11 protein-coding genes are annotated in these 12,156 nt (G+C 47.4%); 5 read left to right on the plus strand and 6 right to left on the minus strand.

From position 1 onward, the window contains the following. Positions 1-96 precede the first annotated feature (96 nt). The gene (dusB, locus tag K0A89_12195) at positions 97-1,041 is read right to left on the minus strand and encodes a tRNA dihydrouridine synthase DusB (protein MBW6519245.1); all 945 of its coding nucleotides are present in this window, start codon (positions 1,039-1,041) and stop codon (positions 97-99) included. A 286-nt stretch (positions 1,042-1,327) separates the two neighbouring features. On the opposite strand from dusB, the gene K0A89_12200 reads away from it, so the two are divergent. Next, positions 1,328-3,265 (plus strand): hypothetical protein, encoded by a 1,938-nt coding sequence (locus K0A89_12200; GenBank protein MBW6519246.1) that lies wholly within the window; start codon positions 1,328-1,330, stop codon positions 3,263-3,265. 168 nt (positions 3,266-3,433) lie between these two features. Here K0A89_12200 and K0A89_12205 read toward each other — a convergent pair whose 3' ends face one another. After that, complete coding sequence (locus tag K0A89_12205; GenBank protein MBW6519247.1) at positions 3,434-3,682, minus strand: YgiT-type zinc finger protein; 249 nt, start codon at positions 3,680-3,682, stop codon at positions 3,434-3,436. Between the two features lie 2 nt (positions 3,683-3,684). Beyond that, on the minus strand, positions 3,685-3,984 hold the full coding sequence (locus tag K0A89_12210; GenBank protein ID MBW6519248.1) for a DUF4258 domain-containing protein: 300 nt from the start codon (positions 3,982-3,984) through the stop codon (positions 3,685-3,687). A gap of 327 nt (positions 3,985-4,311) precedes the next feature. Here K0A89_12210 and K0A89_12215 point away from each other — a divergent pair, with 327 nt between their 5' ends. Next, positions 4,312-4,716 carry an Ig-like domain-containing protein gene (locus tag K0A89_12215; GenBank protein MBW6519249.1) on the plus strand — a complete coding sequence of 135 codons (405 nt, stop codon included), beginning with the start codon at positions 4,312-4,314 and terminating at the stop codon, positions 4,714-4,716. A gap of 2 nt (positions 4,717-4,718) precedes the next feature. Beyond that, on the plus strand, positions 4,719-5,153 hold the full coding sequence (locus K0A89_12220) for a hypothetical protein (GenBank protein MBW6519250.1): 435 nt from the start codon (positions 4,719-4,721) through the stop codon (positions 5,151-5,153). Positions 5,154-5,172: 19 nt separating this feature from the next. Here K0A89_12220 and K0A89_12225 read toward each other — a convergent pair whose 3' ends face one another. Continuing rightward, a complete protein-coding gene (locus K0A89_12225; GenBank protein MBW6519251.1) occupies positions 5,173-5,838 on the minus strand; it encodes a hypothetical protein in 666 nt (221 codons plus the stop codon). A 69-nt stretch (positions 5,839-5,907) separates the two neighbouring features. On the opposite strand from K0A89_12225, the gene K0A89_12230 reads away from it, so the two are divergent. Further along, on the plus strand, positions 5,908-7,179 hold the full coding sequence (locus K0A89_12230) for a hypothetical protein (protein ID MBW6519252.1): 1,272 nt from the start codon (positions 5,908-5,910) through the stop codon (positions 7,177-7,179). 2 nt (positions 7,180-7,181) lie between these two features. Here K0A89_12230 and K0A89_12235 read toward each other — a convergent pair whose 3' ends face one another. Next, positions 7,182-7,646, minus strand: coding sequence for a C2H2-type zinc finger protein (locus tag K0A89_12235; GenBank protein MBW6519253.1), 465 nt, complete (start codon positions 7,644-7,646; stop codon positions 7,182-7,184). A gap of 76 nt (positions 7,647-7,722) precedes the next feature. After that, positions 7,723-8,997, minus strand: coding sequence for a histidinol dehydrogenase (gene hisD, locus K0A89_12240; GenBank protein ID MBW6519254.1), 1,275 nt, complete (start codon positions 8,995-8,997; stop codon positions 7,723-7,725). A 523-nt stretch (positions 8,998-9,520) separates the two neighbouring features. Here hisD and K0A89_12245 point away from each other — a divergent pair. Beyond that, complete coding sequence (locus K0A89_12245) at positions 9,521-11,833, plus strand: S8 family serine peptidase (GenBank protein ID MBW6519255.1); 2,313 nt, start codon at positions 9,521-9,523, stop codon at positions 11,831-11,833. Positions 11,834-12,156: the final 323 nt, after the last annotated feature.

Genomic DNA, 12,156 nt, shown 5'->3' on the forward strand with positions numbered 1-12,156 from the left:
ATGCCGTGGAACTCGGGTTGCGACTTTGATGAGTGGTGTGAGTTCTATGATGGAGTGCGTGGAAAGCTTGAGAAGCTCGGGAATAGGTAAATCTGATTACCTTATCCCGCCCATGACCTCCAGCACACTGTCAATATCTTTTGCTGCATTTATCCTGGTGCGCAGCAACTTTCCTCCCTCAATTCCCCGTGTGAACCACTTGGCATGCAGCTTCACATCAGCATAATCAAGCAGACCGTATTTCCTGGACATATCAATATACCCAAAAAAATCATCCACCTGTTCGGATACGCCGCGCGGTTCGAGCAACTCTCCCGTTTCAAGGAAATATCCTACTCTCCTGAATATGAACGGGTTTCCTATGGCTGCGCGGCCTATCATCAGCCCGTCGCAATGTGTTTGCTCAAGTACGGCCCGGGCCGCCCATTCGCTGTCAATATCACCGTTCGCGATAACCGGTACGGTCAATTCTTCTTTTACTGCCCGGATAACATCCCAACCGGCACTGTGGGAATAGTTCTGTTGTGGCGTCCTGGCATGTACGGTAAGCGCACTGGCGCCAGCATCTTCAAGCATGTGAGCCATCTCCAATGTCCTGGCAGGGTCATTATATACTCTTACCTTTGCAGTGACCGGGACACTTATAGAACCAGATACTTTTTCCATAATATCAGCCATCAACTGCGGACTCTTCATCAATGCCGCACCACATCCCTTTTTGACGATATGCCGTATGGGGCATCCAAAATTAATATCCACCAGGTCAGGACTGAACTGCTCTTCAACGAAACAGGCTGCCTGCTCCAGACTCCGGGCGGAAGCTCCTGATAACTGGATGCCGACTGGACGTTCTTTCTCTGATGATACGATCCTTGAAATGGTCTTATTGCTATGGTGTATCACGCCATCGGCATCCACCATTTCTGAATATACAAGAGCTGCGCCGTACTTTTTACACATTGACCTGAATGGGAGGTTGGTCACGTCTGCCATGGGTGCAAGCAGGAGATTGCCTTTTAGATTTACATGGCCGATGTACATGCATTTATCAGGTGTGCCCGGGTATATATAGCAGGCGATAAAGGGAAAATAAATCGGAATGTATTTATAGAGGTTTGGCTATGAGAATCCCGTTAGTGTGCGGGTCTTTTATTAATTAACCCCCACTCCCCAACCCGTTCACTAACCTTTTATTCATTGTTACAGAACTTTAAGTACAACCGTGTGTACTTTTGCATGGTTGGAGGCAGTCTTTCTCAAGGCCACGGTTAAAGATTTCACTACCTATATATACCTCGAAAATCCTCGTAGCCCCCTGGAGGATTCCATGGCCGACAACTGGTATTCAACATCATGTCGACGCTCAGTGCAGTATTTCAGCTGGCTGGTGGGTGACCTTGAGCGTTTTAAAAAAAAGAGCGAACTGTCGGTCAGCCAGGAATTCATTGACAGTCTCAATTTCTGCGGTCTTGAGGTGGAACCGTATGAATCGCAGATGCTGGCGATAAGTGGTACCCTGCTCTCTTTCCTGTTCCTGGTTTTTATGGACCTGCTCCTCCTGCAGTTCACGATATTTGGAACCGGTACCATTGCGTTCATGGTACTGACCACTCTGCTCGTTCCCCTGTTCGTGCTGGTTTACCTGAGCGAATATCCCAAGATTCATGCCAGGTTCATGAAGATACATTCCCTGGGTGACATTCCCGAGATACTTTCCTACATAGTCATGAGCATGAAACTTGTGTCCAACATGGAACGTGCCATCACGTTTGCCGCAACCAATTCTGAGCGGCCCATGGCCCGTGACCTGCGCAAGCTCATCTGGGACATGCATGTCAGGGTATACACTGGTATGGATGATGCCACAATAGCCTTCGCAAACCAGTGGGGTAAGAACAGCGAATACTTCAAGCGGGCACTACACCTTGTTAAGAGCAGTACCAATGAGCCTGATGAAGCACAGCGTGTTATTACCTTGAACAAGAGCCTTGATATCGTGCTTGAGGGGACCAGGCATATGATGGGAGGGTTCGCGGCCCGCCTCAAAACGCCGACCTATATCCTGTACAGCATTTTCATTCTCATTCCGCTGGCCCTGGTGGCCCTGCTGCCGGCCCTGACCATCGTGGGTGTACGGATCGATGCCGTCATCCTGATATTGCTCTATGACCTGATACTACCGCTGGCAACCTTTGGTTATGCCGAATATATACTGCTCCAGCGCCCTGCTACATTCCCGCCACCCCAGATCCGTGACTCCCACCCGCGCCTGGTGAACATCAAACAAACCAGGCGGTTGACATCGATAATTGCGCTGGTCATAGCAATCGTAATCGGGGCATCAGGGTACCTCTGGCTGGCATACGGCAATCCTCTGGGACTGGTGAGTACGGGCGCCATGACCGGCTACATACCGCCTTCATTTCCTTTGATATGGGGTGCCACGGCGTTTATCACCCTGTACGCCATCGGGATCTATACACCGTACAAGCGCATCAGGGATGACATTAAGGAGATAGAATACCAGTTCGCTGATGCGCTGTTCGTGCTGGGCCGCCGTATCAGTGACGGACGCTCTCCGGAATGGGCTTTCATGCAGACCGCACAGACCATGAAAGGTACACGCATCGGGGATGCCTTCCAGGATGTGGCAAATAACCTATCACTGCTCAGGACAACACTGGTAGGTGCCATATTTGACAGTGAATATGGAGCTTTCCGGAACATCTATTCAGAGCGGGTACATACTACTATGCGCCTGTTCACACAGAGCGTGTACAAAAGTCACCAGGCGGCAGGGGTAGCCATTGTGAAACTGGCAGACCACCTGAAGGAATTGCAGGATGTAGAGGAGAATATCAAGGGGTCACTCTATGACGTGACCTCGACCATGAAATCCACTGCAACCATATTCGCACCGCTCATTGCGGGCGTCACTCTTGCACTTTCAGAGGTCATCCAGAAGATACTGCAAAACATTTCCCTTGAAGCCAGCAGGTTGCCGGAAGGTATGGGGATGGCTTCCATAATGTCTGATGTGGGGGGCGGCATGGAACAGAGCATACCGCCAAATATTTTCATACTTGCTGTCGGTTTTTATATGATAGTGCTGGTCATAATCCTGGTACGGTTTGCCGGTGGTATCGAATATGGCGGGGATAAGGCACAGTTCATGTATGACCTGGGTCAGACCCTGCCTGTTTCTATAATGGTTTTTTCTATTTCTGTTGTGGTAAGCCGGGCACTATTTACCGCAATTGTATGAAACTTCGGGGCTGTAAAAAAGTGGTTCACTTTAACATCGTATGGGTAACATAATTGTTCACGATATAATGTTAAACATTCAATTACATTGCCTGAATTAATGGACAGGATTGACAGGACATTAAAAGGTTCGTACCATCCTGTAAATCCCGTCTAATATTTACCCACGCTATGCTTCAGAAGCTACCCGAAACACTGCTTCGTGATGAGCGCTAACCTTTTTAGCGAGAATCTTTTCCACAGTCATTTCAATATAGTAATCAGACTTTGCGGGCAGATACTCTGAACCACAGATGGTACAGATATCTGCATCAACATTTTCAATCGCAATTAACCCCACATCAGATTCTGTCAGGAACTCTGTTTTTCCAGGTTTCATTTTCCCACCGCAATCCGGGCATTTCTTTAATCTTGGCATAATTATCTCCTCCCTTTAAATTCAATCCATCTATCTGGGTCTGGCTCATAAACTGTAATAATTGCTGCAACTTCTTCGTCTAATCCTATTACAGCATGAATCGGTCTTCTTTCTAAAGTATTTCCATACAAAAGAAATGTGGGAAGTGGTTTATCATCCAGATATTCCTTAATTATTGTACCGTTTTTTATTGCTTCTTTAACCTCTCTTATTTTTATATTCCTCTCTACCATCTTCTTTCTGGCATGCATTTTCACATCATAGCTGCCTTCATCAATCAATTTTTTTATACGTTCAAGCATTCTGATAACCGATTGATTTTTTATAGTACATAAAGTATAACTTTACGTACTCAAGTAAATCCGACCGAATGGAGGATTTTCTTGTTTAGGTTTGCCAGTCAGACCTTAATACTGACTGGTATTCAATTTCTTATTCTATGTTATCGTGTGGATGTAATATATATCTTGATTGTCGACTGTGAACCACCTCAAGATAAATTATCATAAGACACACCATCAATGAAACGGCCACAAAATTTCGCAAACTTTAAATATTTCATTGATGTCGCACATGCGGGTACGAAAATGGCAAAATCGAACAGATGTTTTATAAGAGACGATACTGGTATGGAATTACCGATCAATATTGTCGTAATGCTTGTGGTGGGTATGGTTGCACTGGCAGCATTGCTGGCTATCATCCCCGAGTCAAAGAAAAATCTTATTGTCGAAGTGGATTCGGTTGATGGTAATTCCGGTGTGACCGGGAACATTCCAAACGGTGTGCCTGCTGATGTCGAAATAGGCCTTACTCTATATGACCGGGATAACAACCCGGTGCAGGGAGCCAGTGTAATCATATCAGGTGGTGGTGGCCAGGGTTCTGCCAAGACCGATGCAAATGGACAGGCAAATGTTACGGTATCCAATGTGTTCATCAGGGTGAACCAGGACTCCATTGACCTGAAACTGGTAGCTAAATCCAATGGTTTTTATGATTATACGGACGAGTCAGCCATCCTCATAACCTGAGTATGCTTCGCGACGAGTCTGCAACTACGGGCATGCCTATGCGCATGGTGGTCCTGACCATTATCGGGATGGCAGGACTTGCTGCAATGATCATGTTTATCGGAGATGTGAACCTTGTTCCCAGAAGCATGCACGCTGACATTATCGGCATAGATAACAGTACTACGAGCAACGTGTTGCATACCAACAGCGGTGTCAGGAACATAACGGTACAGGTCATTGATGTGGACGGCCGTGCAGTGGAAGATGCTACCGTAATAATCTACGGGCTTCATACCTCTACGTCCGGAATAACGGATGTTGACGGGCGTTCAGTACTCAGTCTGGATACAGCTACCCTAAGCGTAAACGGTGAGGGATACTTGAAATTAGCTGCAAAAAGGCAGGGTTTTCTTGATGCTAATAACGACTTTGCCCTGAAAGCAGTCTCACGTTGAAATGTTGTCAAGAGGTATTTTATGCAGTTTCAGGTTGCCTGTTTGACATAACGAACTTTATGATGACCGCTGCTGCAAATAACACAGCCAATGCCACCGGGTAATAGGTAGACCTTATGATCTCCCACCTGTCGGTCCAAACCAGGTAACCAGTGGCAATAAGAGCAACGGAAGCCACAATGCCTGATAATTCCACAGGTATTTTAATGCTGCCAATGGTTATTTTGTTCATGTTCTCCTGGCGTTTAAGCCTGCGCTTTACCTCTTCCAGCTCTTTGCCAAGGTGGGCTAATTCAGATTTGTGGTCGCTGCTAATCGAATCTACTGTTGTGGCGGTCTGGTTCTTCAGAGCTGTGTGCTGCTCGCTAAGAGCTTCTATTTTTTCATGTAAGGACTGGATATCGTGCATCGTTTCGTTCAATGACCTGTTTACCTGGTTCAGCTCGTTCGACCTTAACGATCCCATCTCAAATCGCATCTCATCCAGAATTACCTGGAAGGCAGTTATTTTACCATTCATTTCATCAATATCGATGTCTGTACACTGGCCGATTTCAGGTAAAACCTGGTTTAATGCGGTCGTATTTCCGGACAATCTCCTTTCAATCGCGCGCAGACGCCTGTCAAGGCTCCGCAAGTTCTGGTCAAATGATTCGATCCTGCCGTTTACATCTGGTCTGTCCATTGTGTCACTAATCCGGCAGGATAAAATATCAAATCATATTTATGCGTTGTTATCTTTTAACGGGAATTGATGGTTAGAATATGGGACGATGAGCAGGCTATTGATACCGTTCCCTTGAAACTGGTAGTCTACCTGGTGCTGGTCGGTGTCATAATCGCACTTGCAGCGATCGGCCTGAACAATGCCGGACCCCAGATGGATGATTCATTGATGCAACGACAGGTGGGTGAATTGAAGTCATCCTTCTGGCAGATGCAATCAGGATATGCCCGTGACCTGTCCGACCCGTATGCTCCCCCAGGGAATACCAGGAATTTTGACATGGTGCTGCCGGACAATCTTGAATACCTGTCCTTTGGTGCGGACCCTGACCCCGACAACAACGGCATTCTCACTGACACGCCGCCCGGACTTGACACTGGTAATGGCAATGTGATATATTACAAACTCACAGGCGGCAGCAAGACACCTGTAGAACTTGAACGTCCTGTTCATCTCAGAGAAGGTGTTTTTTCTGGCGGCCACTGGGTTGCAAATGTGGTGGACGGGTTGCACCAGGCACTGGTAGTACAGGGAGGCAGCCAGTCAGTGACCTTTGAACTGGTCAATGACAGGGGTGACATCTACACCCTGTCCCACCTGACTGATGATGTGGATGCGTACATACGACCTGACAACACGGGAGGACTCCCGAACGGACTGCTGGTGTCAGTGCAGCCGGATTCAGTGCCTGCTGATGGAGTGACGGCTGCCAGAGCCAGTGTTCAGGTCATTGATAACAGGGGTTACAACGTGCAGGCAGAGGGGCGGGTCATCAACCTGAGCAGTTCACGCGGGAACCTGAGCACGGGCCAGGTCATAACGAATTCCCATGGCAGTGGAAGTATGACCATAACATCAGGGGATACAGGATTGAGTGTGGTCACTGCCCGCTCGTCCGGGCTGCATGATGGGAGCGCTGAGATTGCTTTTACCCTGCCGCCTGTGGTATTGGATTTCAATGAATGGATCCTATCATCACCGGGCGGTGGTCCTGACGATGAATTGAATGCGGTTTTTGAATCAGAACATAATGCAGTCTACAGTGTTATCCTGACAGGCCGGGGTACAGAGGCACACTGGCCCTTTATGCCGGATGAATGGGCCATTGCCAGGATTGAGATCGACGGGATGATAATGGGTGATAAAGAAATAACCAGCGCATCAAAAATAGAAGTACCCTTTGGGAACGTGTTGCTGGGTGCAGGCAATCATACCCTCAGAGTTACAATGATAAATGATTTCAATGTCCCCCTGCTGGGGGACAGGAATCTCTATGTTGCGACAGTCAAACTGTCCTGAACTTATTTGTGCGAGCGCTTGTGGGCAGCCAATCCTGCTTTGCTCTTCACGGTCTTACCGCATACGTCGCAGGTGAATTCAGAGTTTTCGGTCTCCTTTTCCATCTCAGCCCTGAGTTCTTTTTCAAGTTTTGCTTCCCTGTCAGAGCCTTCTTCCTCGTCCTTTATCTCTTCTTCTTCCTTTCCCCATTTTTCTTTTGTTTCGGGCTTTTCTGAGCTGGCCATCTCTTTTTGCATCTTGTAGTCATCCCATCCCATCCATGCAAGGATAAGACCTATAAAGAAGACACAGATACCAAACATACCCAGCACGAAAAGAGCGAGTATCTTCCACATGGGAGTAAAAGTGATAGGGTTGTCCAGATATGACGACAGGACAGGAATATCAATAACATACCATGCAATACCTATTACGACCAGTACAATTCCTACTATCAGATTAACGAGTGATTTATTAGAGTTCCCCATAGTATTCACCTTACTATATTTACTTTTAAAGTTATTTAAACGTTTCGTGAAAAAAACCAGGCGCCATGGACTGATTTCAATACAGTCTTTTTCTCACAGCCTCTGCATGCGCGCTCAGCCCTTCAGCTTCTGCCAGTGAAGTAATAGTAGGTTCCAGGTGAGCCAGTCCTTGCCTGCTCAGCTTCTGGATGGTGGACTTCTTGACAAAATGGTCCACATTGAGCCCGGAATATATTCTTCCATACCCGGCAGTAGGAAGCACATGGTTGGTACCGGAAGCATAGTCACCTGCCGAAACCGGGGTATATTGCCCGAGGAAGATAGAACCCGCATTGGTAATTTCATCAAGTACCTTTGTGTCATCAGCGGTGATTATTTCAAGGTGTTCGGGAGCAAACCTGTTGGAATAATCGATGCACTCTTCAAGTGACTCAGCAACCAGTATTGCAGCATTTTCCAGCGACTGTTGTATTATCTCCTTCCTTGCTGCAGTCCTGGTCATCTCAAGCAGGCTGGTACGAACCCGTTTCGCCACATCCGCCGATGTAGTGACCAGCACAGATACGGCATTGGGGTCGTGCTCGGCCTGGGCCAGCATGTCAGCAGCAATGAATTTAGGGTCTGCCGTTTCATCGGATATGATAAGCACTTCACTGGGCCCGGCCGGGAAATCTATCTCGCAGCGGTCCCTGACCATCATCTTGGCGGCCGTGACATACACGTTCCCCGGGCCCACTATTTTATCGACAGCAGGCACGGTTTCGGTGCCGTAAGCCATGGCACCCACGGCCTGTACGCCGCCGACCTGGTAGACATGGTCGGCACCGGCAATGTGTGCCGCTGCCAGTGTAAGCGGGTTTACTCCGTCGGGTCCGGGGGGTGTGCATACGACCACCTTCCTGACTCCTGCCACCTTTGCAGGGATCACGGTCATCAACGCTGTGGACGGGTATGATGCCCTGCCGCCCGGTACGTAGGCACCCACCACGGCCAGGGGGGTGGTCTTCTGCCCCAGCATGATGCCAGGTGAGGATTCCATGAACCACTGGGATTCTCCCATCTGTGCCCTGTGGAACGCGCGGATATTCTCGGCAGCGGTCCTGAGGTGCTCTAAAAGACCTGGTTCAACAGTTTCAAGTGCAGATTCAATTGTTCCACTGTCCACTTCAATAACATCAATATCCACCCTGTCGAACTGTTTGGTATACTGCCTGAGGGCAGCATCGCCTCTGGCCTTTACATCGGCAAGTATGACGGATACTGTTGCAGAAACGTCCTGTATCCCGCCTGCCCGGTCAAGCAGGCGTTTTGATTCAATAACAGTAAGGTCGCGCAGGTTCTTGTGTATCATCACTTCTGTGCTAATGAGGTATTAGTAAATAATAGTTATCAGGCCGTCCCGAATCCTGTACATATCGGTCCAGGGTCCGGGTATCCACTACGTATGCATAACGGACACAATACCTGAATCCCGGGCGAATATATCAAATATAGATGCAACAGCAACAACAACTGCAACAGCAACAACAACTACAACTACAACTACAACTACAACTACAACTGCGAATCTGTGAAATCTGTGAAATCTGTGTCAAAAAAAACGCTGGAAATACGCCGGTTACATCACCAGCATGATATTCAATTGAACCATAGACCTTACATCAAGAATATACGAAAATAAAGTTGAAGAGGACATTTTTCAATATATGACCTGAAACAGGGTGGAGAGATTTCTCCATTAGGAAAGATTTATACAAACACAGGTATACTATTACATAGATTAAAACCGGTGCATAGTTCAGGTTAAGTATCTATCACAGGTATCTATTATAGTGTATTGCTATGTTTCGAAACTCGAACGATGTGAGATGAAGATGATTTTGGATAAGAAGTTGAAAATGATCTTTGTGGCTACAGTCATTTTGATACTATTTTCGGTGATCGTTCTTGCATCATTACCAGATGCTTCCGGCCAGCGTCCAGAGCTGAGTTCCAAAAACAAGAATGCAATTTTTCTGAAGAATGCGCAGTTCGAAACCAGCAGTATGCCCCCTTTTGAAGTTCCCTTATCGGCAGCGAACATGTCAAATGATACGGATAGGGCTGCCGACTATTATATTGTGCAATTCAGGGGATACGTAACAGAAGACATGAAACAGGCTGTAAGGAATACAGGGGCAGAATTATTTGATTATGTTCCGAATAATGCTTTTATTGTACTGATGAACTCTACCGCGGAAATGCAGGTAGGTTCGTTAGATGTGGTGCAATGGGTCGGGTTGTACCGGCCGGAATACCGGATAAGCCCGGCTCTCCTGGCATCGGCGGCCCGCCAAAAAGAAGTGGGAGCCAGCGAGATGACCTCTGAGAATGTTACCCTGTTGTTATTTGAATCAAAGGACAATGAACGGGTTTCCCGTACGATCAATAAACTTGGTGGCGAGATCGTTGAAAGTTCCGGAACCAGGCTCCTTGTCAGGATTGAAAGTTCCGGAATACCGGCTCTCTCTTCCATTCATGGAGTGAACTGGATGGAAAACTATATTCAACCTGAGATATCGAATGATATTGCTGCCACCATCATACATTCCAGTGAAATGCAAAACACGCATGGATTGACCGGAAGCGGACAGATAGTGGCTGTGGCAGATTCCGGGTTGGATACGGGAATTGATGACCATGGCATTATTGGGGATATTCACCTGGATTTTGATGGTCGTGTAGCGTTTATCAATTATATCGGTTCAAGTCCGGATGATAATAACGGTCACGGTACCCATACGACCGGTTCAGTAGCAGGAAATGGTTCAAGGTCCGGTGGCACGTACCGTGGAATGGCGCCTGGTGCAAATATTGTATTCCAGGGACTGGGAGATGACGCCGGTTCAACGTATATTTATTTCCCATTTCCCGGTGGTTTTTCGGAAGTCCTTCAGGATGCATATGACAGCGGAGCCAGGATGCACAGTGATAGCTGGGGGTCTGCTGATGGTGGTGAATATACGTCCTTATCGCAGGAGACCGACCAGTTCGTCTGGAACAACAAAGAGAGTGCACTCTTCATAGCAGCCGGGAATAATGGTCCGGGGGCCAATACCATCAATTCACCGGGTAGTGCAAAAAATGTGATTACCGTGGGGGCGTCCGAGAATTACCGGCCCTCGAAAGGGTCATTGTCCGATAATATCGATCAGGTCGCTTCGTTTAGCAGCAGGGGTCCGACCGATGATGGCAGAATAAAGCCGGATGTCGTGGCACCGGGGACCTATATCATTTCCACGCGGTCAAGTATGCCGGGTGCCAGTTATCCCTGGGGAATTGTTGACTCCTATTATGCATATAACACCGGGACAAGCATGGCAACTCCCACCGCTGCCGGAGCAGGAGCATTGGTCCGCCAGTATTATGTGGATAACGAATCCATTGTACCCAGTGCGGCATTGATCAAAGCTACGTTGATAAATGGAGCCATCGATCTAGGTCTTTCATCCGATCTACAGGGCTGGGGCAGGATAGATATTACCAATTCCCTGTTCCCTGAATATCCCGGTTCGATACGGTATCATGATGAAAAGAGCGGGGGTGGATTGAGTACATCAGGTTCATGGAATGTTAGGTATTACGTGGCGAATAATTCCATACCTCTTCGGGCCACTTTGGTCTGGACTGATCATGAAGGGAATCCGGGTGCGGGGATCAAACTGGTCAATGATCTTGATCTTGTGATTTCCGGGCCCTCGGGGAGCTATCCCGGAAATGGGGGGGACAACATTAATAATGTGGAGCAGGTTGAATTACCGGAACCTTCCATCGGGATGTATACCTTTTATGTGAACGGGACGAATGTACCCCAGGGACCGCAGCCTTTTGCACTGGTGATATCCGGAGGCCTTTCAAATGGTACCGGGTATGTCAATGGTTATGTGAAAGATGCTGTCAGTCAGGCTGGTATCGGGGGGGCCATGATCACACCTGGTTCAGGGATAACGAACATTACCGATGGGTCAGGATTTTATTCTTTCTTCCTTGAAGAAGGTCTGTATCAATTGAATGTGACCGGTGATTTTTGGTATCATTCAAATAATTCGGTGACTGTTGAAGTCCTGGCAGACCTGTCTGTTGTGCAGGATATTTTGCTGGAGAGAAAACCCACAGGGAATATTTCCGGGTTCGTTTCTTCATTTTGATGGGGTTGTATGTGAGGAAATCCATTCGCGGTCGGATTATCAGATTCATATTAGGGAGAATTGATGTTAGGTAAAATTGGATGAGATATATATAAAGCGAAAGGTTTATATTCCTATGAAAAAGATAACAAATTAAAGTATGCTTAAATAGAATTATAGGATTGGAGAATTGTTATGTTCGACTTAAATGGTGGTTCAAATTTGTATAAACGAATTGCGCTGATTCTGGCGGTGGTATCAGTATTAGCTACGGTATTGACGGGTAATGCGGCTGCGGATGTTGTTGTGACTGCGAGTGGGGATCCGATCGAGGGTGCACTTGT

The organism is ANME-2 cluster archaeon, assembly GCA_019429385.1.
In the GTDB taxonomy this organism is placed as follows: Archaea; Halobacteriota; Methanosarcinia; order Methanosarcinales; family Methanocomedenaceae; genus Methanocomedens_B.

Excerpts from the sequence above, each read along its gene's own strand:
- K0A89_12205 (MBW6519247.1), bottom strand. The coding sequence starts at position 3,682 with ATGCCAAGATTAAAGAAATGCCCGGATTGCGGTGGGAAAATGAAACCT.
- K0A89_12230 (MBW6519252.1), top strand. The coding sequence starts at position 5,908 with ATGGTTAGAATATGGGACGATGAGCAGGCTATTGATACCGTTCCCTTG.
- K0A89_12215 (MBW6519249.1), top strand. The coding sequence starts at position 4,312 with ATGGAATTACCGATCAATATTGTCGTAATGCTTGTGGTGGGTATGGTT.
- dusB (MBW6519245.1), bottom strand. The coding sequence starts at position 1,041 with ATGTACATCGGCCATGTAAATCTAAAAGGCAATCTCCTGCTTGCACCC.
- K0A89_12220 (MBW6519250.1), top strand. The coding sequence starts at position 4,719 with ATGCTTCGCGACGAGTCTGCAACTACGGGCATGCCTATGCGCATGGTG.
- K0A89_12235 (MBW6519253.1), bottom strand. The coding sequence starts at position 7,646 with ATGGGGAACTCTAATAAATCACTCGTTAATCTGATAGTAGGAATTGTA.
- K0A89_12200 (MBW6519246.1), top strand. The coding sequence starts at position 1,328 with ATGGCCGACAACTGGTATTCAACATCATGTCGACGCTCAGTGCAGTAT.
- hisD (MBW6519254.1), bottom strand. The coding sequence starts at position 8,997 with ATGATACACAAGAACCTGCGCGACCTTACTGTTATTGAATCAAAACGC.
- K0A89_12210 (MBW6519248.1), bottom strand. The coding sequence starts at position 3,984 with ATGCTTGAACGTATAAAAAAATTGATTGATGAAGGCAGCTATGATGTG.
- K0A89_12245 (MBW6519255.1), top strand. The coding sequence starts at position 9,521 with ATGATTTTGGATAAGAAGTTGAAAATGATCTTTGTGGCTACAGTCATT.
- K0A89_12225 (MBW6519251.1), bottom strand. The coding sequence starts at position 5,838 with ATGGACAGACCAGATGTAAACGGCAGGATCGAATCATTTGACCAGAAC.